Source organism: Prevotella sp. lc2012, assembly GCF_900107065.1.
Classification (GTDB): domain Bacteria; phylum Bacteroidota; class Bacteroidia; order Bacteroidales; family Bacteroidaceae; genus Prevotella.
On sequence record NZ_FNUF01000002.1, the window covers coordinates 144,341 to 169,932 of the forward strand.

Annotated in this window: 14 protein-coding genes and 1 pseudogene; 14 read left to right on the forward strand and 1 reads right to left on the reverse strand. The window is 52.3% G+C overall.

The window, feature by feature from the left end; all coding sequences use genetic code 11:
• Window positions 1–41 precede the first annotated feature (41 nt).
• The 8 genes and pseudogenes from BLU99_RS04760 to BLU99_RS04795 all read left to right on the forward strand — a co-directional run.
• Window positions 42–1,541, forward strand: a pseudogene (locus BLU99_RS04760) (glycoside hydrolase family 97 catalytic domain-containing protein); the annotation flags it as partial.
• Complete coding sequence (locus tag BLU99_RS04765) at window positions 1,527–3,179, forward strand: family 43 glycosylhydrolase (protein ID WP_369807708.1); 1,653 nt, start codon at window positions 1,527–1,529, stop codon at window positions 3,177–3,179. The pseudogene BLU99_RS04760 and the gene BLU99_RS04765, both read left to right, overlap by 15 nt.
• A gap of 6 nt (window positions 3,180–3,185) precedes the next feature.
• Window positions 3,186–5,342, forward strand: coding sequence for a glycoside hydrolase family 31 protein (locus BLU99_RS04770; RefSeq protein ID WP_091900053.1), 2,157 nt, complete (start codon window positions 3,186–3,188; stop codon window positions 5,340–5,342).
• Between the two features lie 63 nt (window positions 5,343–5,405).
• Window positions 5,406–7,199 carry an alpha/beta hydrolase-fold protein gene (locus BLU99_RS04775; RefSeq protein ID WP_176771045.1) on the forward strand — a complete coding sequence of 598 codons (1,794 nt, stop codon included), beginning with the start codon at window positions 5,406–5,408 and terminating at the stop codon, window positions 7,197–7,199.
• Window positions 7,196–8,146, forward strand: coding sequence for an alpha/beta hydrolase (locus BLU99_RS04780; protein ID WP_255397448.1), 951 nt, complete (start codon window positions 7,196–7,198; stop codon window positions 8,144–8,146). Before BLU99_RS04775 ends, BLU99_RS04780 begins: the two co-directional genes overlap by 4 nt.
• Before the next feature lie 204 nt (window positions 8,147–8,350).
• Window positions 8,351–10,009, forward strand: a complete 1,659-nt coding sequence (locus tag BLU99_RS04785) for a helix-turn-helix domain-containing protein (RefSeq protein WP_218128537.1) — start codon at window positions 8,351–8,353, stop codon at window positions 10,007–10,009.
• A 140-nt stretch (window positions 10,010–10,149) separates the two neighbouring features.
• The gene (locus tag BLU99_RS04790; RefSeq protein WP_143065784.1) at window positions 10,150–11,223 is read left to right on the forward strand and encodes a hypothetical protein; all 1,074 of its coding nucleotides are present in this window, start codon (window positions 10,150–10,152) and stop codon (window positions 11,221–11,223) included.
• 220 nt (window positions 11,224–11,443) lie between these two features.
• The gene (locus BLU99_RS04795) at window positions 11,444–12,931 is read left to right on the forward strand and encodes a carboxylesterase/lipase family protein (protein ID WP_091900057.1); all 1,488 of its coding nucleotides are present in this window, start codon (window positions 11,444–11,446) and stop codon (window positions 12,929–12,931) included.
• A 40-nt stretch (window positions 12,932–12,971) separates the two neighbouring features.
• Here the strand turns inward: BLU99_RS04795 and BLU99_RS04800 are convergent, their stop codons facing one another.
• Window positions 12,972–13,994, reverse strand: coding sequence for a DUF3667 domain-containing protein (locus tag BLU99_RS04800; RefSeq protein WP_091900058.1), 1,023 nt, complete (start codon window positions 13,992–13,994; stop codon window positions 12,972–12,974).
• Window positions 13,995–14,079: 85 nt separating this feature from the next.
• Here BLU99_RS04800 and BLU99_RS04805 point away from each other — a divergent pair, with 85 nt between their 5' ends.
• The 6 genes from BLU99_RS04805 (at window position 14,080) to BLU99_RS04830 (ending at window position 25,590) form a co-directional block, all read left to right on the forward strand.
• Complete coding sequence (locus BLU99_RS04805; protein ID WP_091900059.1) at window positions 14,080–15,702, forward strand: glycoside hydrolase family 43 protein; 1,623 nt, start codon at window positions 14,080–14,082, stop codon at window positions 15,700–15,702.
• A gap of 24 nt (window positions 15,703–15,726) precedes the next feature.
• Window positions 15,727–17,295, forward strand: coding sequence for a carboxylesterase/lipase family protein (locus BLU99_RS04810; protein ID WP_091900060.1), 1,569 nt, complete (start codon window positions 15,727–15,729; stop codon window positions 17,293–17,295).
• Between the two features lie 183 nt (window positions 17,296–17,478).
• Complete coding sequence (locus BLU99_RS04815) at window positions 17,479–18,978, forward strand: AraC family transcriptional regulator (protein ID WP_255397449.1); 1,500 nt, start codon at window positions 17,479–17,481, stop codon at window positions 18,976–18,978.
• Window positions 18,979–19,170: 192 nt separating this feature from the next.
• Complete coding sequence (locus tag BLU99_RS04820) at window positions 19,171–22,284, forward strand: SusC/RagA family TonB-linked outer membrane protein (RefSeq protein ID WP_091900062.1); 3,114 nt, start codon at window positions 19,171–19,173, stop codon at window positions 22,282–22,284.
• A 20-nt stretch (window positions 22,285–22,304) separates the two neighbouring features.
• Window positions 22,305–24,047, forward strand: coding sequence for a RagB/SusD family nutrient uptake outer membrane protein (locus tag BLU99_RS04825; protein WP_091900063.1), 1,743 nt, complete (start codon window positions 22,305–22,307; stop codon window positions 24,045–24,047).
• Between the two features lie 46 nt (window positions 24,048–24,093).
• Complete coding sequence (locus BLU99_RS04830) at window positions 24,094–25,590, forward strand: DUF4960 domain-containing protein (RefSeq protein WP_091900064.1); 1,497 nt, start codon at window positions 24,094–24,096, stop codon at window positions 25,588–25,590.
• Window positions 25,591–25,592: the final 2 nt, after the last annotated feature.

The window sequence follows — 25,592 nt, forward strand, 5'->3', positions numbered from 1 at the left end:
AAATCATGCTCGTTCTGACGAGCATACTGTCTCTTTCGGCGATGGCACAGAATGTGCTATCGCCGAATGGGCATATATCGGTAAAGGTTCATGACGACCGACTGATTGTTTGTTATAAACAGCAACAGGCTCTGGAGTTGACACCAACGGCTTTTCAGTATTCTACAACGGAGTCCGCACTATCATTTGTCAGACAGGTCAAAGACGACTACCGCATGATAGCTGGCAAACGTCTCCACTGCACCAACGAAGCCAACGAGTACCAGGTCCCTTTGCGCGACAAGCATGGACGCTTGGTTGTCAGACTGTACAACGACGGCATCGCATTCCGTTATGAATACGACAACCTGCAAGACCAAAAACCATGGGAAGAGCAGACTATCTATCATATACCCGAGGGGACACGTCGTTGGATACAACAGTGGACTGAGGCCTACGAAGGTTTCTTTCCCCTCTCCACAACAGCCAAGGCAAAACCAATACCGAGCTTCAATCGTCCATCCGTCACTCCAGACGGATATAACAATCGATGGGGCTACCCCGCCTTGTTGGAGCCCCAAGATGGTCTCTTTGTCCTGATCAGTGAGGCGAACATCGAACGAAAACAAAGTGCTTCTTGCCTCTATGGTGCTGACGGCGACTACCGTGTAGTTCCCGATGAGAACGAGGTGAAGGTAAATGGCAGCTGGCACACACCTTGGCGTGTGGCCATCATCGGTCAACTGTCCGACATCGTACAGTCCACACTGATCACGGATGTCAGCGAGCCATGCCGGATTGATGATACGAACTGGATTCATCCCGGTGTGGTATCGTGGATCTATTGGGCCTATAACCATGGAAGCAACGACTACAATATCATCAAGAAATACGTGGACATGGCCGTCACCCTGCATCTGCCTTACGTGCTTATCGATGCCGAATGGGACGAGATGAAGGATGGTAAGACCATCGAAGATGCTGTCGAATATGCCAAGTCACAGGGAATCAGGCCGATGATCTGGTACAATTCATCTGTGGGCTGGATCGATGGTGCTCCCGGACCGAAATTCCGACTGAACAAGCCAGAAGATCGAGAGGAAGCATTCGCCTGGTGCGAACGCATCGGCGTGGCAGGCGTAAAGATTGATTTCTTCTCCGGTGACAACCAGATGAACATGGATTACTGTCAGGACTTACTGGAGTGCGCTGCCAAGCATCACCTCCTTGTGAACTTCCACGGTGCCACTATCCCCAGAGGTTGGCAACGCACTTATCCGAACCTGCTTAGCACCGAAGGGGTCTATGGTGCGGAATGGTATAACAATGTACCGACCTTCACCGACAAGGCCGCTTCTCATAATGCCACACTCCCCTTCACCCGCAATGTCATCGGTCCGATGGACTATACCCCATGCACGTTCAGTGACTCCCAGCATCCGCATATCACCACAAACGGACATGAGTTGGCATTGACAATTCTCTATGAGTCTGGCCTACAACATCTTGCCGACAGACCCGAGAGCTATCTGGCACAACCAAAAGAGGTGCAGGAATTCTTGAGTCAGCTCCCAGTCGTATGGGACGACACCCGTTTCGTCAGCGGCTACCCTGGTGAGTCTGTCGTGCTTGCCCGCAGAAGCGGCAATATTTGGTATGTAGCAGGCATCAATGGTACGGAACAGGAGAAGACCTTCGCCCTTGACCTAGACTTCATCGGGAAAGGAATTCATCGCACGACACTTTACCTGGATGAGCCGAAGACGGAGAGTCTGTGGAATGTGGAAACCATAGACCGTCTGCCCGATGATATCACCTGTCTGCCAAGAGGTGGTTTCGTTGCCATCATCGAGACCCTTCAACTCGACGAAGTGAATATGCCGCTCTTCCAAACGAAATACACCGCCGACCCATCACCGCTTGTCGTAGGCGACACCCTCTTCCTCTATACCTCACACGATGCCTCACCCGAGGATATTCCTGATGAGAACGAGGAAGGATCCGCAGGATTCTTCATGTATGATTGGTTGCTGTGGTCGACCACCGATATGGTAAACTGGACCGAGCACGGAGCCGTAGCCTCACTAAAAGATTTCCCTTGGCGGTCACGCGAGAACGGTGCTTGGGCCATCCAGACCGTTGAGCGTAACGGGAAATACTACCTCTATGCCCCACTGCACGGACATGGCATCGGTGTGCTGGAGGCCGACTCTCCCTACGGACCGTTCAAGGATCCACTGGGTAAGCCTCTGGTATGGGATCAGAGCAACTGGTACGACATCGATCCTTCGGTCTATACCGACGACGACGGCCAGGCGTACATGTATTGGGGGAATCCCTATACATTTTGGGCAAAACTCGGTAACGACATGACCTCCCTGACCAGCGAAGTGTCCAAATTGTCGCATATTCCCAACTATCAGGAGGGGCCATGGTTCTATAAGCGCAATGGGCATTATTATCTTGGATTTGCATCCACCTGCTGCCCCGAGGCTCTGGGTTATGCCATGAGCGACTCACCGACAGGTCCCTGGGAGTGGAAAGGTTATATCATGCGCCCAACAGAACGTAACCGCGGCAATCATCCCGGCATCATCGACTATAAGGGGCATTCGTACGTGTTCGGACAAAACTATGATCTGATGCACCTGGACACCTTCGTGCATCACGAGCGCCGCAGCGTCTCAGCTACGGAGATCACCTACAATGCCGACGGTACGATTCTGGAAGTACCCTATTGGTTGGATCAGAAGCCGATGAAACAACTATGTTGGCTCAATCCCTATCAGCGTGTAGAAGCCGAGACGATGGCCTGGGGCTACGGACTGAAGAGTGCCAAGATAGGAATAGAGAATACGGGTGTTGTGGCTGATATGCCATCATCCACAGGAAAAAGGAATCTGTATATCTACGACATCAACGATGGTGAGTATATCAAACTTCGCGGTGTAGACTTTGCCAAGGGCGCCAAGCGTTTCATGATGACTGCGGCATCAACAGGCGGTGTTACTGTGACCCTGCGACTAGATAGCAACAAAGGACCTGCGATCGGTTCGGTTATCATCGGCAAGACCGGTAGAATAGAGACCTATCGCTCATTCAGTGGCATCGTTAAAAATGCAGCTGGTGTGCACGACCTCTACATCTGTTTTGATAAAGTCAGCGGTGATGTCCGCCTAGACTGGTGGCAGTTTAAATAAAAAGGTATGAATAGAAGAGTGTTTCTTTCGGTTATATGGCTATGCGTGATAACTGCACCAACCACGGCACAGGAAAAACTGATAGTAAGCTATGTAGCTAAGAATGCCGTACGTGTGAGATATGCTACCTCTCAGGCCATCTCCTCCTTACCCGATTGGTTATATGTCAAGCACGATGAGTTGAAGACGGCAGATGTCTCGGCTGAAGTGGAAGGGAACAGACTGACGATAAAGGATCAGACAGGGAACGTCGTTTTCAATGCCATCACCCATCAACTTCAGGCTGGCGAGGCCACGCTGACCTTCTCCTCACCGAAAGATGAGTACCTATACGGACTGGGGCAGTTTCAGGACGGCTATAGCAACGTCAGGGGACTGTCACGACGCCTCACACAGGTCAACACACAAATCAGCATCCCCATGCTATTGTCAAGCAAGGGTTACGGTGTATTATGGAACAACTACGGTCTGACCGAGTTTAACCCCTGCGAGAAGAGCGTGAAACTCCTAAAACGCACAGGAATCGGCGAACGTGAGGTCGTGAATGTGACATCGACCGAAGGTGGAAAGCGCGAAGTACGCGAGCGTCATATCTTCGACGCTACAGTTGACATCTTAGAAGATGGCGACTATAGCCTGCTGTTGGATGTTGGTCAGAAGATGGCCCGCCGTCACAACCTCTGCATTGACGGACAACCGGTGATAGAGATGCAGAACCTCTGGCTGCCACCGACAGCGTCGCGAATCGTATATCTGGCCAAAGGGCGTCATCAACTATCAGCAGAGTTAACCAAGGACGATCAACCTGTGCTTTACTATCAAAAGGTGAAAGACGAAACGACGTTCCGCTCGCCTGCAGCCGAAGCCGTTGACTACACAATCTTTATTGGTACACCCGACGAGATCATCGCCACCTATCGTGAACTGACAGGCGAATGTCCGCAAATGCCGGATTGGGCTTTAGGCTATATCCATTGTCGCGAACGTTTCCATTCGTCAGAAGAGATCCTTCAGACGGCCAACCACTTCCGCAGCGAGCAGCTGCCGGTAAGCGTGATCGTTCAGGACTGGCAGTACTGGGGCAAGCATGGTTGGAACTCCATGCAGTTCGACGAAGATAACTACCCCGACCCCAAAGCCCTGACCGACAGCCTGCACAAGATGGGAATCAAGCTGATGTTAAGCGTATGGTCGAAGATCGACAAGAACTCAGAAGTAGGAAAGCAGATGGAGGCCGCTGGTCACTATATCCCCGGAACCGACTGGATAGACTTCTTTAACCCTGATGCTGCAGCAGCCTACTGGAAGCATTTCAAGGAGAGGCTGCTACCTCTGGGCATAGATGCTTGGTGGCAGGATGCTACCGAACCAGAAAACGACGATCTGCTGGGCAGGAAGGTGAATCATGGTCAATGGACGGGCGAGCAGGTGCGCAATGTATATCCGCTGTTAGTCAACAAGACCGTTTACGAAGGTCTGCTGCAAGCAGGCAAGGCTCCCATGATCCTAACACGTTGCGGCTTTGCTGGTATCCAACGATATGGTTCTGCCATGTGGAGCGGTGATGTGGGTAACGATTGGGAGACCTTCCGTCGACAGATCACAGCAGGACTGGGGATGCAGGCAGCAGGCATCCCTTGGTGGACCTATGATGCTGGCGGTTTCTTCCGTCCTCAGAACCAATATACTGACAGTGCTTATATAGAGCGTATGCTACGTTGGATTGAAACGTCGGTCTATCTACCATTGATGAGAGTCCATGGATATATGAGCAACACCGAGCCCTGGAACTACGGCGAGGAAGCGCAGACGATCATCGCAGAATGCCTAAAGGAACGATACAGGCTGCTGCCTTATATCAAGCGCCAGGCCAAGGCCGTCGCCGAAGAGGGTAGTACGCTGATGCGCCCGCTGGTATTCGACTTTGCCAATGATCCAGAGGCTCTGAAACAGAAATATGAATATATGTTCGGCAAAGCACTTCTGATAAGTCCTGTCACGGAACCTGGGGTAACGACATGGCAGACCTATCTACCCCAGAACCCAGATGGGTGGAACGACTATCACTCTGGCAAGCACTACGACGGCGGGCAATATGTCACGACACCCGTCAGTAAAGCATATATCCCTGTATTTATCCGTGCAGGATACACTATTCATTAACATAACTATTATCTTATGAAAACAAAAACTATTCTTATTCTCATGTGCTTTTTGGCTTGCTGTATGCAAGTCAATGCCGGAACCATCTGTCATGATGACGGTACGGTGACATTCCAGTACAAGAACGACCAAGCCAAGGAGGTTCTGGTAGATGTGCAGTTTGCCGGACGCGTCCCTATGGTACGCGATGAGCAGACCGGCCTGTGGACAGTGACCCTAGGGCCTGCTGCGCCAGACATGTATCCCTATTGTTTCGTTGTCGACGGAGTGAGCATCATGGATCCCCAGTGCGATCTGTATTTCCCCAACGAAGGGTTCAAGAACAGTCTGTTGGAGATTCCCAGCCGGGAAGGTTCTTTGGCACACGACATCAGACCGGTTCCCCATGGATCTGTAATGTATATCCATTACTTCTCCACGAGTCTCGGCGCTACCAATCAAGCCGTGGTTTACCTGCCACCTGGCTACCAAAGAAACCGCGACAAGAAGTATCCCGTCTTCTACCTGATCAGTGGAACCACCGACACCGAGGAGGTATACTATAAAGTAGGACGCGCCAATTACATCCTCGACAACCTGTTGGCCGAAGGAGCGGCAGAGGAGATGATCATCGTCATGCCCTACGGTAACCCCTATAAGCTGTTACCCACCAAACCCGGTATGGGCGGCATGCCGCAGATGCAGTTTGGACGCGACGTCTTCAGTCTTGACCTGATCAACGACCTGATGCCGTATGTCGAACAGCACTTCCGCACCATCAACGATCGCGACCACCGCGCCATCGGTGGTTTCTCACGTGGTGGTAACCAAGGTCTGTCAAACGGTCTGCATCATCTCGACAAGTTCTCATATCTGTGTAGCTACAGTTCGTTCACCTCGACAGACATTCCTGGAGTATACGATAATGCTGCCGACACAAACAGCAAGCTTCATCTCTTCTGGCTCGGCGTAGGCACCGATGATTTCCTCTTCGGTAACGCACGCGATTACATGGAGTTTCTTGATAAGAAGGGTATCCGTTCTGTGAAGGAGTTTACAACCGACAAGTTCGGACATACCTGGATGAATGCCAAATATTTCCTCGACAAGACCCTGCGTCTGCTCTTCAAGCCAGATGTCGCTGAGGAAGCCATGAAGAACGGGAAACCTGCGCCAGCAGCTACTGGTCAGGAACAGCAGTTCACCGCAGGTGTGATGGCACGACTATTCCCCAAGCCTATCGTCTCACCCGAATACAAGGACAACAGCATCGCCTTCCGTTTCAAGGCTGCCGACGCTAAACAGGTGTCACTCGTCACAGAACTGTTGAGCGAGCCTCTGCCTATGCAGAAAGACGACGACGGAGTATGGAGCGTAGAACTGACGGATCAGATCATGCAGCCCTTCACCTATTATTTCTTGGTCGACGGTATGCAGACAGCCGACCCGAACGATATGTATCTGGCACCATCTAAGGGTTTCAAGCCCAGCATTGCCGACCATCCCGCTTCACCTTATCACTTTGCCGGGATGGGTGCCATCCAGCATGGCATGGTCAGCTACAATCTGGATCTGAACGAGGCATGGTACGTTCCCGGCACGGATATGAGGGAGAGTATGCCGAAACTCATCCAACTGGTTCCTGGCAAAGACGACACCATGGAGAGCTGGTTCAAGATTGGTGGTGCCGATGCCGTTGCCGATAAGCTGATCGCCGACAAAAAGATCAAACCATGCATTCTGACCACCAGTTCGCTGGACTTTATGAAACAAGCCGGCGACAATGCTCCTCAGATACAGACACTCCGGGCCGATGATTACAAGACATGGGCCGAGCGCCGTCAGGCATTAGAATCACTATTACTCAAACAGAAATGAAAAAGATACTATTCTCAACAATGATGCTGTGCCTGACATCCGTAGCCATGGCACAGCCCCAAGGAGGCTTCGGAGGCTTCCAAGTACCACAGGTAAAACTGGAGACATCACAGGAGTGGAAAGACGTGAACTACGCCGGCGACGATCAGGCCTACCATACCTGCGACATCTATCTGCCTAAGAAGGAACAGGCATCTTATCCCGTCGTTATCCATATCTACGGCAGTGCATGGTTCAGCAACAACAGCAAAGGCATGGCCGATCTCGGCACCATCGTCAAGGCACTGTTAGAGGCTGGGTATGCTGTGGTATGTCCCAACCATCGCTCCAGCATGGATGCCAAATGGCCAGCACAGATCCATGACATCAAGGCTGTCATCCGTTTTGTACGGGGAGAGGCACAGACATATAAGTTCGACACCTCGTTCATCGCCACCTCCGGTTTCTCTTCCGGCGGCCATCTGTCATCTGTCGCAGCCACCACCAGCGGAACAAAGCAAGAGACCGTCGGTACGGTCGACATCGATCTGGAGGGTCAGATCGGCAATTATACCAGTGAGAGTAGTGCTGTCAACGCCGCCTGCGACTGGTCTGGCCCTATTGACCTGACAGCCATGGACTGCGGCGAGCATATGCAGATGGGCGAGAACAGCCCCGAGGATGTGCTGCTGAATGCCAAACTCGACAAGGAACCAGACAAATACCTGAGTCTGAGTGCCACCACGTATGTCGACAAGAACGATCCTCCCCTCATCATCTTCCATGGCGAAAAAGACAATGTCGTTCCCTGCTGTCAGGGAAAGAAGTTGTTCGAGACTCTGAAGGCCGCTGGTGTGAAAACCGAGGCTACATTCGTTCCTGAGGGCGGTCATGGCATGGGCATGTATGCCGAAGAGAACCTCCAGAAGATGGTCAACTTCCTCAATGCTGTAAGGGCAGCAAAATAACAGTTCAAAGAGATGACACTCGGAAGTGTCATCTCTTTTTTTACTCTTACATCATCTTTTTCTTCAAAAAACGAAGAAAAACGTTCCATATTTCTGATTTATTTCGTATATTTGCAACAACAATCAGTCTACTAGCCCGTTAGTGCGTTTATGAAAAGAATACTCGGCCTACTTCTCTTAAGTCTCATTTCTGCGCCGTCACTCATGGCACAGAAGGCCTCATCGCCCAATCAGTCGAGAGAGAAATGTCCGATGATCCAGATTGAGATTGAACGACTTCCTGACCTGAACATCCCCCGTGCAGGACATGAGTTATTCTATGTCAACGGTGAGCTCGTCGTGGCTGGCGGTCATACCAATGGCTTCGTGCCCACCCCCACAGCAGAATACTATCGCAATGGCAAATGGAATCAGTTGCAGATGGTCTACAACCATGATGTCGGTTTCTCCGTTGTATTGAAATCGGGAAAGGTGCTGCTGGCTGGAGGCTGTGATCAGCCTATCGGCATCGGCCAGACTCATCTGGCAGAACTTTACGATCCCGTCACCCACACCTTCGACGGCTTTAGTAGCATGGACCTGAAACGGACGCTTGCCGCTGGTTTGGAGATGGATAATGGACAAGTGGTCATCGCAGGCAACTGGTACCACAAGGACGGTATCGAGGTGTTCAATGGTCAGAAGAAATTCACCTATATCAAAGACGCGACTGTTGAACGCTCCCATCCTTATATCCTCCGCACCTCCAAAAGCGACGTCATCATCTTCGGCATGTCTGGCATTAGAGGTGACACGATTTCCTGCGCCGTGGCCGACCGTCTGGAAGGTGACACCATACACCTTCCACTGTTTGAGTCATGGCGTCTGTTGCCTGTCAGTCACCATCGCCCTGCTGAGAGCTTTATCGGTGACGAGACGAAGAATCTCTATGCCTATCTGATACCGGTTCAGGACAGTACCGGACAAGTGGCCATCGCAAAAGCGGAGAACGGGAACTTCTCACTCTTGCCCACCGTCTGTCCTATACCGATGCGAAGCCAATGGGAGAATATCGAGTATTACACACCTGTCTTTGTCGATCAGAAAGCCGGACGAGGCTATATCATGGGAAGCAGCCATGATGACCATTCCAACCAAGAAAAAGCCCATCGCTTCTACCTTCTTTGTATCGATTATGCTCATGCCACCGAAAGTAAGCCTGCGCCATTGACACTCTACTACACCGACACGCTGTCTTTCTGTCCAGACAACGTACCAGTCTTTGACCATGAAGGTAACTTACTGATGGCTGGCGGTCTGCTCGACCACAGTAATTTCACCCCCTCTGCTGCCGCCTATCTACTACGCATCGCTCAAAGTCCAACGACGATCAAGGCGGGGAACAACTGGCAGTGGCTTTTGACACTACTCATCTCGACCATCCTGATTGCAGCTTTCCTGATTATCTATCTGATTCTACATAGAAGGAAGCATCATCGGGCATTATTAGAGCAAGAGTTCACGGATGATACTGATGACAAGCCTTATTCCAGAGCCACGCTGATACAGAATATCCGTAAGTTGGTTGAGAGCCAGGAACTCTATCGGAAAAGTGACCTGAAAGTTTCTGACATCGCAACCATGCTGGGCACGAACAGTCGCTATATCTCCGACTGTATCAACTCATGCGAAGGATGTACGTTCTCCAATTTCATCAATCGTTATCGCATCAACTATGTCCAGGAGATCATGCGACATCATCCGGAAAGGAAAATCTCAACGGTGTATATGGAAGCAGGCTTCAGTAATGAGACATCTTTCTTCCGCACCTTTAAAGCCTTGACGGATATGACGCCGAAAGAATGGATGGAAAAAATCGACTGACAATTTCAGAAATTATCAGTCGATTTTCTTTTTTTGTTAGTACCCCCGTTGCTTTTCTTCCTTATATTTGCGTTATAGAATAATCGTTGTGACTCATCGGCGAATCCTATAACAGTACTAACAATAAAATATTAAGCATTATGAAAAAATTGTATTTACCCTGTCTGATGCTGGTAGCATCACTGACATGTTTGTTCTTATCATGTGAAAAGGACGACGATTCTTCTGGCTCCGAGTCGAAGTACGCAGAGAAATTCTTCTCTATCGAAAATGGTACTTTCCATAGTGAGGGCATGCCAGAATCCACAACCGAAGCGACCATCAGTGGTGTAGAGATGAACGACTATGCACTGACTGGCGGCTTTAACTTCATCTCCGTGAACTCCAACCAGGAATACGATCGTTTCTACGTTGGCGTAGATGGTCAGAACGGTTATATGGAGATACCTGCTAACATGACCACAAGGACACGTGACGCCAGTCACTACTACATGATCCCGATTGTCTACGGACAAGGAATGAACAGTAATCTCGTCATGGTCATCAAGGCTCGTACCACCGCCGGAGATATCACACAGGGTTTCCGTAAGACGGTTACCTTCGTGGAGAGTGAAGAAGGAGAGTTAACCATCAACCTGACATTCGACAGGAAGAAGGATCTGGACCTCCATCTGTTGACCCCCAGTGGCAAGCACATCTACTACAATGCACGTGAATGGACGGTAGAGGCCGCCGACGGCTCTACCATCACCTACGGTCTGGACCACGACTCAAATGCAGACTGCCGTATCGATGGTTTGAACAATGAGAATATCGTTATCCCCGAGGAAGCTATCGAGCCTGGTGTATATCAGGTATACATTGAGATGTATAAGAACTGCGACAAGAGCATCGGTACCGATCTCAACTGGCAGCTGACAGTCCGCTACAAGGGCAATAGGGTCAAGAACCTCATAACGATGCCTGGTCCTGGCGACAACTCGATGGCTTTCACCGACGGTGCCACCACGCTTGAGAGTACTGGTGTCTCGCCCAACAATCCCGTCTGGGGTCGCTATCCCTATAATCATGCTGGCAGAACCCAGAAATATGTCATGGACTTCAAGATCAAGGAGTCTACGAGATCCAACGCAGCTCCAAAGATCAAGTGCATTTATAAGCCCACAGCAACGGATATGGCCAAACAGATGGACAGGGAAGAAGGTATAGAATAACTGTCTCTCATCATTTTGTTGTTAATCTATAACGACAGAGACCGACTTATTTTCGGTCTCTGTCATTTTATTCACCAAATCGCTCATTATCAGCTATCTATCTGGAAATGATACATTTTCCAAACTATGTGATACAATGAAAGGGGAAGCGTTTTAAGGTTTTTCGTATTTTTGCAACAGGAAATCCAATAATTAAGGACCTAAACCCAAATAACAATTTATGAAAAAATCTTTGCTTCTTTTGCCATTGTTGGCATTGTTGGGCTGTACGATGCCCGAAGTCGAGACACCCGTCCTTACCGTTGATGGTGGCAGGATACAGGGTGTGCTAGCCGAGAATACTGGCGTGTATGTCTATCGCGGTATCCCCTATGCCGCTCCCCCTATCGGCGACCTGCGCTGGAAAGAGCCACAGCCAGTGGAAGCGTGGGACAGCATCCGAATTTGCGATAAATTCGGTCATCCCGGTTATCAGTCCGTCCACTATCCTGGTTACTACACCTCTGAATGGGGTTATGGCGATGAAGCACCTTACAGTGAGGACTGCCTCTATCTGAATGTATGGACGAAGGCACCCGGTCAGGTCGAGAAGAAACTGCCGGTAGCTCTTTGGATTCACGGTGGTGGTTACCGCGAGGGTTGGGGCTCGGAGCCTGAGTTCGACGGTCAGGAGTGGGCCTCAAAGGATGTGGTGCTCGTCACGATCAACTACCGTCTCGGCATTTTCGGTTTTATGCCCTATCCAGAGCTGTCGGCAGAGAGTCCCCATCAGGTCTCTGGCAACTATGGCATCCTCGATCAGATCCAGTCGTTGAAATGGATTAAGCAGAATATTGCGCAGTTTGGTGGCGATCCCGATAATGTCACGATCTTCGGACAGAGTGCAGGTGCCGGTAGTGTGAAGACACTCTGTGAGTCTCCCCTGGCCCGTGGTCTCTTCAACAAGGCAGTCATCATGAGTGGCGGTGGTATCAACGTGCCAGCGAAAGAGGGTGAGGAAGCCATGCCGGCTACCCCGATGGTGAAGTTCTTCACCTACAACCCGACGCTCAAAGAGGCCGAGGCCGAGACCAAGAAAGTGATGGACTGGGCCGGACTCACCAACCTGACCAAGCTGCGCGCCGCTTCAACAGAATTGCTCTACACAGTCGGAACACTTTATAATATGGTCAACAAAAGTGACGTCATGATCATGGAGCGTCCCATCATCGACGGATACGTATCACTGAAGAACTTCGACGAGGCAACCCGTGGCGGAACAATTGCCGATGTACCCTATATGATTGGATACACCCTTAACGACATGGGCTCGATGGCACCCGGCATCGCTGAGTTCTGTAAGGTACGTGAGAGTCAGGGTGGTAAGGCATGGGCCTATGAGTTTGCCCGTCCGTTACCCGACGACGGCCATCATCCCGAGATTACCAGTCGTCTGAAAGGTGCTTTCCACTCCAGCGACCTGTGGTATGTCTTCAAGTCGCTGCAGCACTGCTGGCGCCCTTGGACACAAGGCGACTGGGATCTGTCTGAGAAGATGCTGACTGCCTGGACAAACTTCGTGAAATACGCCAACCCGAATGGTGCCGAAGGTAGCGAGGGACTCTCATGGACGCCCTGTACGGCTGAGAACCCGCAGTTCATGCTCTTCAAGCTCGATGCTCAGGATGCAGAGGCATCAGAGATGGGTGCCCCCATCCGTCCCGAATAACGACAGACACCCTATATGGTATATAAAGACGGCGGCGTCATCACGCTGCCGTCTTTAAGTTACTTAATAAACCGGCACAGAGACTAAAGACCACACCCACAAAAATCAGTGCGAGCAAGACCGCGACGAAGGTCAGTGCGAAATAAGCAAGCACCCTACGTTTCGTGAATCCCGAGAACTGCTTGAGAGCCACAAAGACCATCCAGTATGCGATAATACTGACTGGCCATATCAATTTCCCGATGATGGCATATAGGGTATACACATTTGACACATACACCAATGCCACAAAGAACTCGGAATAGCGCAAATCCTGTACGGCCGGACTCCGTCGGAAGAAGAGGAAATAAAGCGGTACAGAGACTAACAGAAGCGTGAATAGCGAGAAGATGGCCGGATTCTTCTTTCTTAATCCATTCATAAACTTCATGAAACTCAGTCCGTCGTTGACATACTGGTTGTCCACCTTCTTCCCATTCTTGTAGACCCCGCTGTCATCACTTTCCTTTTCAGCGATTTTCTCCTGAAGCAATGAAGCGATAGAATCAGCTTTCGCATCCGACAGGCCTTTCTTTTCTTTGATGGTCTCAACCAGGTTCTGTTTGGCATCCGCCTCTTTCTCCTCCACTCCGAAGTCGACGCCATGCTCGATGAGTAATGAGAGAGCTGTCAGTAGGAAAAACATCTTAAATGGGGGGAAATAAGCCGACTGCATTCCTCCGAGGTAGTCATGAATCATATATCCCGGACGGAACATCAGGTCACGGATACTCCGGAACATACCCCGGTTTCCGATGCCCCACACATCCAAGAAAAGCAACAAGGCCTTCTTAAATGAGAAACGGCCGACGACAGCCGACTGTCCGCAACGAGGGCAGTAGTTTCCCTGATAGAGCGTGCCACAGGAGGCACAAGCATGCTGATTCTCAGAGAGCGGCTTCACCTCGTGAGGCCTACGTTGCCACATACGGAAAGCCCTGTACCACATCTTACGCCGCTCTTTGTCAAAGAGGTATTCTATCCGATACATGATGATAATGGTTTGTCTCTGCAAAGATAACATCTTTTTTCTTATTTCTCTTTCAATCTGTGAGTTTTTTCACCTACTTGTTGTATCTTTGCATGCGAATCCTAAAACGAACAAAGAAATGAAAAGACTCCTGACTATGATTCTGATCCTTTGGGCCGCCATGAACATGACGGCACAGAGTACCTGTAATGAGAAGATCCAGAACCCGATGCTGTGGGCCGACGTGCCCGACCCCGACGTGATCCGTGTGGGCGACACCTTCTACCTTGTGTCCACCACCATGCACCTGATGCCAGGAGCGCCGGTGATGGCCTCGAAGGATCTGAAGAACTGGGAAACTGTCGGTTATATCTTCGACCGTCTGACCGACTCACCGAAATACGACCTGCAGGAAGGAACGGCCTACGGGCGCGGTCAGTGGGCCACCTCCCTGAAATACCACAAGGGTAAGTTCTATGCGCTGTTGGCGCCCAACGAGGAGGGCGCTATGGGTGACACCTATATCTTCTCAGCCGAGAAGGCCGAAGGGCCGTGGACCATCGTATCAAGGATGCGCCATTTCCACGACTGCTCGTTGTTCTTCGACGACGACGACCGTATGTATGTGGTCTATGGCACTGGCGAGATGATGGAGCTGAAACCAGACCTCTCAGATGTCATCGAGGGTACTCACCAGCAGATCTTCGAGCGCGAGGCCGACGAGACAGGACTGTTGGAGGGCTCACGTATGATCAAGCATAACGGCAGATACTACCTGCTGATGATCTCGCAGGCCTATGCCCCCGGACGACATCGTCGGGAAGTGTGCTACCGTGCCGACGACATCCACGGTCCGTATGAGAAGAACGTGATCCTGGAGTCAGACTTCGGCGGATTCCCCTACGTGGGACAAGGCACCATCGTCGACACACAGGACGGCGACTGGTATGGCATCATCTTCCAGGACCGTGGCGGTGTGGGACGTGTACTCACACTTTCCCCCTGTCGTTGGATCGACGGTTGGCCGCAGATCGGCGACGAGAACGGGAAGGTGCCCGAGACGATGCGCCCGCTGAAGAGCGGACAACCCGAGACTGCCATCGTGAAAAGCGACGAGTTCGGTGATGCGAAACTCGGTCTCCACTGGCAGTGGAACCACAACCCCATCAACCAAGCCTGGTCGCTCACGGAGCGTCCTGGCTTCCTGCGCCTGAAGACCAACCGTGTCGTGCCCAACCTCTATCTGGCGCCCAACACCCTGACCCAGCGCATGGAAGGTCCGACATGCAGCGGTGCTGTGCTGCTCGACCTCTCGCACCTGAAGGACGGCGACTGCGCCGGTCTGGCCGCCTTCAACAGCGACTCCGGCATACTGACGGTAAAGCGCCAGGGTAAGAAGCTGACGCTGGAGATGAGCGAGCAGACCGTCAGCCTCACCGACCGCGAGAAAGCCGTAGAGAACCACACGGAGAAGATCATCGCACAGGTGCCACTGAAGCAGACAAAGATCTGGCTGCGCATCGACGGCGACTTCCGTGCCGGTGATTCGAAGACGAGCGGCGGGTTCGGTCCCGGCCGCGACCTCGCCACCTTCTACTACAGTCTTGACGGCAAGCAGTGGACGAAGATCGGCAACGACTATAAGATGGCGTTCGACTGGCGCCGGTTCTTCATGGGCTCTAAGTTCGCCATCTTCTGCTATGCCACGAAGAAAGCCGGCGGCTATGTCGACGTCGACAACTTCGTATATTCGAAACAATAACCACCAACAATTAAAGCCAACAACATGAGAAAGTATTTATTCATCCTGGTCTTCGGACTACTGGGCATGACTGCTGCACAGAGTCAGCCGTTACTTAAGACACACGTAGAGACCGGCGACGTGGAAGGTGTTGCCGACGGTACCACCCTGGCTGTCTACAAGGCCATTCCCTATGCCGCCCCTCCTGTGGGCAACCTCCGTTGGAAGGCACCACAGCCCGCCAAGCCTTGGCAGGGAGTGAGGGTATGCGACACGTTCGGCCCCTGGCCGCCCCAGCCCGTTCGTCAGGGCCTGACCCCCGACATGATGAGTGAAGACTGTCTCTACCTCGGTATCGCTACCCCTGCCACCTCGGCTGACGACCGTCTGCCAGTGATGGTGTGGATCCATGGCGGCGGCTTCCAGACCGAGCACTATGGCGGCGATCTGTGGAAATACCTCGCCCTGCGCGGTGTGGTCATCGTCAGCGTGGAGTATCGCACTGGTGCCCTCGGCTTCATGGCCCATCCCGAGCTGACCAAGGAGAACGGCGAAGGCCATTCCGGCAACTACGGTCTGCTCGATCAGATCTTCGCCCTGCAGTGGGTGCAGCGTAACATCGCCAACTTCGGCGGCGACCCCTCCAATGTCACCATCTTCGGAGAGTCGGCAGGTGCCATCAGCTGTAGCATCCTCTGCGCCTCACCGTTGGCTAAGGGCCTCTTCCATCGCTGCATCAGTCAGAGCGGTGGTTCGTTCGCCCCTTGGAGCGACCAGCCGCGCTCACTGGGTCTGGATGCCTCACAGAAAGGTGCCGAGGCCCAAGGTCTCGCCTTCCAGAAGCACCTGAAAAAGAAGTCGTTGAAAGAGCTACGTAAGATGGACAGTCAGGCACTCTGTGGCAAGGATGTCGGCTTCGGTGGCTTCTGGCCCTGTGTCGACGGCTATGTGATCTGCGACGACCAGTACCGCCTCTACGAGCGTGGCGAGTATAACGACGTGCCCGTCATCGTGATGACCAACAGCGACGAAGGCGCCCTGTTCTCCCACTCCATCAAGCCCGAGGACTACGAGAAGCAGATCCGTGGCATCTTCGGCTCCTATGCCGACGAGGCCCTGAAGACCTATCCGGGCAGCACGGTCGACGAGGCGTTCCATGGCTTCGGCGACGCCTTCCGCGACATGGGCTTTGCCTGGCCTTCCTACGCATGGGTCAGTCTGCAGGCCAAGACCGGCAAGAGTCCGGCCTATGCCGCCTTCCTAGCCCAGCCCTCCACACGCAGTTTCTCGCCAGACCCGCGCCGTCGCGGTGTGGCTCATGCCGATGATATCCTCTACCTCAACGGTGAGTTCCTCAATCAGCCCGACAAGTACCCTGCAGAGTCGGCCGTGGCAGAGATCATCCAACAGTACTGGGTGAACTTCGCCAAGACGGGCAACCCGAATGGCAAGGGTCTGCCCTACTGGCCGTCGTTCGACGACAGCAAGCCCACCACGATGCAGTTCTCCAACGGAGCCTCACTCATCATGCGCCCCAACCGCGAACAGATCGACTTCGTCGACCGTTACTACAAGGCCAAGCGTGAAGAGACAGAAAGCCAGAGGAAGAGATAAGTATAACAAACGTAAGAATATAACGACTTGAAAATAGACGTAAACCACCTGTATAACGAATCTTAGGGCAGCAATTAAGTTGCCCTATGCATTCTTGTCTTGTTCATAATTTGATATATGCGACAAAGATTCTTTTATTTACTTGTATTGGCCGCGGTACTTGCCTCCTGCTCTGGAGACAAAGTGAAGTATCGTATCGGAATATCGCAGTGTTCGGATGACATATGGCGTAACAAGCAGAATGCAGAGTTGCGCATGGGTGCTTATTTCCATGATAACGTGGAACTGAAGTTCGCGGCGGCCTACGATAGCGACGAGCGGCAGGTGCAGCAGATTGACAGTCTTGTGAATGATGGCATCGACTTGATGATTGTGGCACCAAATCAGGTGCAGACCATCTCGCCTGCTATCGATCGTGCATACGAAAAAGGCATCCCTGTGATTGTGTTCGAGCGCAAGACCAGTTCACGGAAATATACCGCCTTTATCGGTGCCGACAACTACGAGATGGGCCGTATGATGGGCGAATACATCGCCTCTCGACTTCATGGACAGGGAACGGTGTTGGAGATAAAAGGATTAGAAGGCTCGTCGTCTGCCATCGAGCGCCATAATGGTTTCATGAACGCCCTGAAGGATACACCAGGTATCAAGATCGTTGGCTCGCTACAGGGCGACTGGACAGAAGAGAGCGCAGTCGAGGCTATGAAGCAATGGTTGGCAGACAATCCTGATAATCGTGTTGATTGTGTTTTTGGTCACAACGATCGCATGGCGATGGGAGCACGTACAGCAATAGCCAAGTCTTCACTTGCAACTATTCACGTTCCCCTTTTCTGCGGCATCGATGGTCTGCCTGGCGAGAACGGTGGTATCCAGCTGGTGCGCGACTCCTTGCTTGATGCTTCATACATCTATCCCACGCATGGTGATCAGATCATAGAATTGGCCGTTAGCATACTTGAGGGCAAGCCCTATAAAAAAGAGACCATGTTGATGTCTGCCCTTGTAACAAGTGACAATGCCAAGGTACTACTCATGCAGAGCGAGGAATTGATGCGACAGGCCGACCATCTGGATCAGTTACATAATAAAGCCGACAACTACCTGCATGAACTTGACACCCAGCGTGTCGTGAATTGGCTCGCCATCGGCATCATCGCGTTACTTATCGTCGTCTTCGTATTGTTCTACCTCTATCATTTACGGAAAATCAGTATGCAAAGAGCGCGCGTGGTTAACACTTTATGGAACCTTAAGCCAGAGGATGTCACAGTGATCTCGGAACCCTCTGAGTCCCAGAAGACGTCCGAGATTTCAGAGGCATCAGGAAGCTCTGTTATCCCAGAGGAAAGCGACGCTTCTGCCGTCTCTTTGTTTATCACGCGTTTTAAGGAAGTCGTGGAAGCTCGTCTGACAGACAGTAATACCAGTGTGGAAGATCTGGCAGAAGACATGAACCTCAGTCGCGTGCAACTCTACCGCAAGGTGAAGGCTGTGACAGGCTCGTCGCCTGTGGAATTGCTACGAACTGCTCGCCTGAGCTGCGCCTACCAGTTGCTGCTTACTACCGACAAGAGCGTCTCTGAGGTTGCGTATGCCGTCGGCTTTACCGCTCCCAGCTATTTCACGAAATGTTTCAAGGAGGAGTATGGCATGGTGCCGGGAGACGTAAGGAAGTGAAAAAGTGAATAATCTGCTGCCGGCTCACGAGTAAAAGCTAAGAAATATCGTTCATTCCATTGCAAAAATGTTTCATTGCAACATATTTCGCATGGGATGAACGATATTTTTAATGCCCAAGAACAAATAGTTAGTACTTTCACAGCAGATTTTCAAACAGACAGAGTATTAACTTAAAACAAAAAAAGACAAATGGAAAGACTAAGGAGATTCCTAACGAGCACGCTGCTCATCTTTGCGAGTACAATAATATACGCGCAAACGGAACTGACGGGTTCTGTCGTCGATGAGAACGGAGAAGGCGTCATCGGTGCCACCGTAAAGGAGAAAGGAACGACGAGCGGTACTGTTACCGACTTCGACGGGAACTTCAAACTAAAGGTTGAGGCGGGCACCATGCTCGTGGTGAGCTACATTGGCTATGACAATGTGGAAGTGGCTGCCGCCCCAGGCATGAAGGTGCAACTGAAAGAGAACGCCAGCGAACTGGCAGAGGTCGTGGTGACGGGTTACCAGAGCCAGCGTAAGGCCGACCTCACGGGTTCTGTAGCCGTGGTGAAGACCAACGATATGAAGACGTCGAGTGATACCGATCCCATGCGAGCCTTACAAGGTAAGGTGCCGGGCATGACCATCACCTCGAACGGCTCGCCTGTAGGCACTGGCACCATCCGCATCCGTGGCGGTGGCTCGTTCAACTCGTCACAGGATCCCCTCTTTATTATTGACGGGGTGCCCACGACCACGAGCCTGAACACCCTGAACATGAACGACATCGAGTCGATGCAGGTATTGAAGGATGCCGCCTCGGCCTCTATCTACGGTAGCCGCGCTGCCAACGGTGTGATTATCATCACCACCCGAAACGGCAAGAAGGGTGACAAGGTGAAGGTAGACTTCTCGGCCAATCTCACCACCCAGTTCTACAACAAGCAGACCATGATGAAGTTGGCCAACACATCGGAATATGCTACTGCCATGGCACAGGCTGCCATGAACGACGGCTTGGACCCCGAGCAGTATGCCAACAACTACGGGCTGACACTCAACGCTGCCAACGGTAAGCATATTCAAGCCTACGACCCCGCCACGGGACAAATGCGCCAGTTCATTGTGAACGGCCTTTACGACGGCTTCATGAACTCTAAGAAGACCATGCGTTTCAGCGACACCGACTGGCTCGACGCAATCAGTCGCACGGGTTTCTTGCAGAGTTACGATCTCAGTCTCTCGAACGCTACAGAGAAATCATCGGCACTCCTCTCTTTCGGTTATAAGAAGAACAACGGTATCCTGAAATACACCGATTTCGAGAGCTTCTCTGGTCGCATCAACACCAGCTACAAGGTGAACAAGATCGTGAGCGTGGGTGAGAACGCCACTATCACCTACAGTAACCAGGTGGACTGCCAGCCTCTAGAGAATGCCCTGAAGATGTCGCCTACACTACCCGTATATGAAGAAGACGGCAAGACCTTCTCAGGCCCTGTAGGTGGTATGAGCGATCGCCAGAACCCCCTACGTGAGCTCTACCATAACCGCGACAACCGTCTGAAGATGTGGCGCATCTTCGGCAATGCCTATGTCAACCTGCAGCCGGTCAAGGGCCTGACGCTGCGCTCTAACTTTGGCCTTGACTACTGGTCGGAGTTTATCCACAGCGTTACCTATACCTGGCACTCTGACGTGGTGAACAACTCTACGCCCTCTGCCAATCTGGGCACTAAGAACTCCGTGAAGTGGACCTGGTCGAACACAGCCAATTATAAATTCAACATCGGTGCCGACCACAACTTCATCGTGCTGGCCGGTATGGAGCTGCACCGCGACGTGGAAGAGCGCTCATCGGCTTACGCACAGATGTACGCACTGGAGAACTACGACTACATGTGGCCTGATGCCGCCACGGGCACCCAGCGTGCCGGCGGTATCCGCGAGGGCTATAACCTGGTATCGTTCTTCGGCAAGCTGGACTACAACTGGAAAGACTTGGTACTCGCTTCGTTCACCATCCGCCGCGACGGTTCTTCACGCTTCGGTGAGAACAACCGCTATGGTACCTTCCCCGCCTTTACGCTGGGCTACCGTCTCTCCGAGAACTTGAAGCAGGAGTGGATCAATGACCTGAAGCTCCGCGCCTCATGGGGTGAGACCGGTAACCAGGCTATCTCCAACTACGCTCGCTACGGTCTCTATGCTGCCACATACGGCGGTGGCCGCAACGAGTCGACAGCCTATGATCTGGCGCTTGCCGGCAGCGGTATCTTCCCTTCTGGCTTCCGCGCCACACAGTCGCAGAACAACAACCTGAAGTGGGAAACGACCGAACAGTATAACCTCGGTATCGACTTCACCCTCTTCGGCAGCTCCGTCTATGGTACAATGGATGCTTATATCAAGAATGTGAAGGACATGCTCATCAACCCTGCCTACCTCGGATCGGTGGGTGAGGGCGGCGCCTCGTGGCTCAACGGGCCCAGTCTGCGCAACTGGGGTATGGAGTTCGCTCTGGGTTATCGCGGCACCACCGATTTCGGTCTGAAATACAACGTAAACGGCAACCTCGACTTCTTCCGTCAGCGCGTGACCTACCTGCCCGAGACGACCACAGGCTCATACGTTCACACCGCCAAGGAGAACCTGGTGGAGGCTAAGAAGCCCTATGGCTCGATTGTAGGTTATGTGGTCGACGGTCTGTTCCAGAATCGTGAAGAGGTGCTGGCTGGCGGTCAGGAGAACGCCCGCGTGGGTGGTCTGAAATATGCCGACCTCGACGGCAATGGCATCATCAACGAGCAGGACCAGACCTGGATCTTCAATCCTGTACCCGACTTCTCATGGGGCTTGAACTTCGAGCTGGGCTACAAGGACTTCGACTTCTCGATGTTCTGGCAGGGTGTCGCTGGACAGGATGTGTATAACGACCAAAAGTTCCAGACCGACTTCTATAGCATCACCGATGCCGGTTCGAACAAGGGCAACCGTATGCTCGATGCCTGGACAACAGCCAACACAGGCAGCAACATTCCCGCTCTGACCACCAACAACGTGGGCAACGAGAACCGCACCTCTACCTATTTCGTGGAAAACGGCTCCTACGCTAAGCTGCGCCAAGTGCAGATAGGCTACAACCTGTCTGACAACCTCTTGAAGAAGGTGCGCATGAGCAGTGCACGCGTCTACATCTCTGGGCACAACCTGCTCACCCTGAAGAGCAGCTCTCTGACCTGCAGCGACCCCGAGAACCCTCGTTGGATGTATCCTAACAGCACAAGTTTCTCGATTGGTATTCAAACATCATTCTAATATATAATAAGGTAAAGATTATGAAAGCAATATATAAAACAATCTGTGCAGGACTGATCGTCTGTGGTACGTTGACATCATGCAACGATTTCATCGACGTAGAACCACAGGGCGTCATCAGTGAAGATCTCGCCATGAGCCAGCCTAATGAAATGGTAACTTCAGCTTATGCCAAACTGGGCGACGACTGGTACACCTATCCGTTTAATCTCTGGCCTTATGGCGACGTCTCCTCTGACGATGCCATGAAGGGCGGATCGGGCACCACCGATACCAACTATCATCCTGTGGAAGTATGGTCGACGCTGACAGCCTCGACGCCCGACCACATGGACGAGCAGTGGTATCACTTCTACTGTAGCATCTCACGCTGCAACCGCGCGCTGGTCTCGCTGGCCGAATACGGGAATGCCAAACTGGGTGAGGAGAAAACCAAAATCCGCGAGGGCGAGGTGCGCTTCCTCCGCGCTCACTTCTACTTCAAACTCGTCCAGATGTGGTACCAGGTGCCCTGGATCGACGAGGAGGTATATAAGAACCACACCGAGGAGCAGACACCCAACACCCAGTTCACCCATGAGGAGCTGATGGACAAGATCGTGGCTGACTTCAAGTTTGCCTATGATGTGCTACCCGTACAGCAGAGCGAAGGCGGTCGCGCCAACAAGATTGCCGCCGCAGCCTATCTGGCCAAGTGCTACCTGACTATGGCCTGGGGCGATGGCTATGAGGCTTCGACCGGTGCCGGCCACATCAACAGCCAGTACATGCAGGAGGTGATAAAGTACACTAACGATGTGAAAAACTCACCATACGGCTACCTGGAGGATTTCGGAGATATCTTCCTGCCGGAGTACAAAAACTCGAAGGAGAGTGTCTTCGCCGTACAGCACAGCGACTATCAGGACGATAATACCCTTTACGGACGCGCCAACTGGAGCAACATGCTCAATGGCTGCTGGCAGATATGGTCGTGCGGATGGGACTTCCACAAGCCCACGCAGAACCTCGTCAACGCCTTCAAGACCCGTGACGGACTGCCCATGTTTGACGACTACAACGATGAGATTGCCTATCCTATCAACGGTGTGCCTACTGCCCAGAAATGGGATCCGCGCCTTTTCCATACCGTCGGCATGCCCACTTTCCCCTACAAGTACGAAGCCGAGTACACCATGACCAAGGACAACAGTCGCACACCGAACACTTACGGCTACTATACCTCACTGAAGGAGGTGCCGCAGCGTTCGAAAGGAGAGACCTTCGACAATCCCTGGCAGGCCTTCGCCATGAACGACTATGTGCTGCGCTACACCGATGTGATGCTGATGCGTGCTGAAGCCCTCATTGAGACAGGACAACTGGAGGAAGCCCGTACCATTATCAACGACATCCGCCAGCGTGCCAAGAACAGCATCGCCAAGCATATCCAATATGCCGCCAACCAGTGCGACATTGCCCTCTATCCTGCCAGCTATTTCTCTAATAAGGAACAGGCCCGCAAGTGCCTGCAGTGGGAACGACGCTTAGAACTGGCCATGGAGAACGGCCGCTACTTCGACCTGCGCCGCTGGGGCATCGCCTCGCAGACGCTTAACAAGTTCTTTGACAAGGAGAAGGATGCCATCTACGACGGTCAGACTTACGCCCAGTATTATAAGGACGCCCACTATACGCCCGCAAAGAACGAGTACTTCCCCCTGCCCTACATCCAGCTCTACTACGTGCCAGGGCTCTATACTCAGAATAAAGGATATAATTAAAGTGGGGAGTTAAGAGTTAAGAATTAAGTATTAAGAATTAAGAGTTATGAAAAAGATATCTATCATTATAATGGCGATGTGCGCACTTATCCTGACCGCTTGTCAGGATAAGGACATCGACCGCAAGACCATGATCCTCTCGGCTCCCGATGCCGCACAAATCACCGGTGCCTTGAATGGCGATGACTACACCTGGACTTGGTCTGCCCAGACAGAGCAGATGCAGGTCAGCATCTATCGCAACGGCACGCTCTCAGTCAGCGAGACCGTCAGCGGCAACAGCTATACACAGAAGGACGTGCCAACGAACGTGCCATTTGAGTATGTCTTCAAACTTACCGACGGCACCAATTTCTCTACTGGCGTTATCAAAAACTATCTGCGTGAAGGTGCCACCAGCATCAGCGGTGTGCAGATGTCGCAGGTGGATAAGGCTGGCGGCTACGATGCCCTCGTAGAGTGGAACAAGACTGCCGATGCCACCGGCATCAAGTTCTCCGCTACCAATGGCAAACAGACCATCAATGAGACTCTCCCTGGCACAGCCACTTCCTATACGATCTCCGACGTAAAGACTGGCGACACTTGGGAAGTCACCCTGACTGCTGTGAACGATAAGGGTACAGCCCTCTCGACCCGCTCATCACTTCGCATCGGTAAGACTGCCATCGGCTTCCTGAGTGTCTACGCCTCGCCTGAAGAACTGGTTGCCAATGGTGATGACGACGAGGCCTCGGCCTGGCTCTGGCTCCACGAGACCTATCCGACGGCTCAGTTCGTGCCTTTCACCAGCATCAACTCTGCTGATGTCATCGAGCCCTATCGCGTGCTCTTCTGGCTTCGCGACCTAGAGGGTGTCAGCGAGAGCGACGTTTGGAATATACCCACCGACGTAGAGGCCGCCACGCCCATCATCCGCGAGTGGTACAAGGCAGGCGGTAGCCTCCTGCTCTGGAGTCACGCCACCGTCTATGCTGGTCATCTCGGACGCCTCAATCTCGACGACATGAAAAACAACGACCATGCCTTCGGTTTCGGCTTCGGCGGCATTAACAATGACGTTTGGAAGATGGCTGTCGAACTGTATCCCGACCATAAGTTCAAGAAAGATCACTCCTCGCACCCCATCTACAAGGGTCTGGAGGTGGAGACAACCGCCGATACGAAGCTTATCGCCTTCAAGGGACCAGGCTGGACGGAAGACCACAACTGCCTCTACTTCAATCTTCCCAGTCTCTTGACAGGTATCGGCAATAGCGAAGAGGCCTGCTACACCCAGTGTACCCAGACCTATGGTATCTATCCGCTCGGCACATGGGATGGTCAGATATGGTGGATCAGTCAGATGAACGTCTGGGAAGCCCAACAGGGCAACACAGACTTCCAGGGTACGCTACTCTGCATCGGTAACGGTGGCTGCGAGTTCTCGATGAAGAATGCCGATGGCACGCCCGACAAGAGTGCCCACCCGAAGAATAACATCTATCAGGACAATATCCTCACCCTCGCGAAAAACTCCTTGGAGTATCTGAAAACACGATAAAA

Coding starts and splice junctions, on each gene's coding strand:
- BLU99_RS04770 (WP_091900053.1), top strand. CDS start 3,186: ATGAATAGAAGAGTGTTTCTTTCGGTTATATGGCTATGCGTGATAACT.
- BLU99_RS04820 (WP_091900062.1), top strand. CDS start 19,171: ATGGAAAGACTAAGGAGATTCCTAACGAGCACGCTGCTCATCTTTGCG.
- BLU99_RS04810 (WP_091900060.1), top strand. CDS start 15,727: ATGAGAAAGTATTTATTCATCCTGGTCTTCGGACTACTGGGCATGACT.
- BLU99_RS04800 (WP_091900058.1), bottom strand. CDS start 13,994: ATGTTATCTTTGCAGAGACAAACCATTATCATCATGTATCGGATAGAA.
- BLU99_RS04775 (WP_176771045.1), top strand. CDS start 5,406: ATGCAAGTCAATGCCGGAACCATCTGTCATGATGACGGTACGGTGACA.
- BLU99_RS04785 (WP_218128537.1), top strand. CDS start 8,351: ATGGCACAGAAGGCCTCATCGCCCAATCAGTCGAGAGAGAAATGTCCG.
- BLU99_RS04830 (WP_091900064.1), top strand. CDS start 24,094: ATGAAAAAGATATCTATCATTATAATGGCGATGTGCGCACTTATCCTG.
- BLU99_RS04805 (WP_091900059.1), top strand. CDS start 14,080: ATGAAAAGACTCCTGACTATGATTCTGATCCTTTGGGCCGCCATGAAC.
- BLU99_RS04825 (WP_091900063.1), top strand. CDS start 22,305: ATGAAAGCAATATATAAAACAATCTGTGCAGGACTGATCGTCTGTGGT.
- BLU99_RS04780 (WP_255397448.1), top strand. CDS start 7,196: ATGAAAAAGATACTATTCTCAACAATGATGCTGTGCCTGACATCCGTA.
- BLU99_RS04795 (WP_091900057.1), top strand. CDS start 11,444: ATGAAAAAATCTTTGCTTCTTTTGCCATTGTTGGCATTGTTGGGCTGT.
- BLU99_RS04790 (WP_143065784.1), top strand. CDS start 10,150: ATGAAAAAATTGTATTTACCCTGTCTGATGCTGGTAGCATCACTGACA.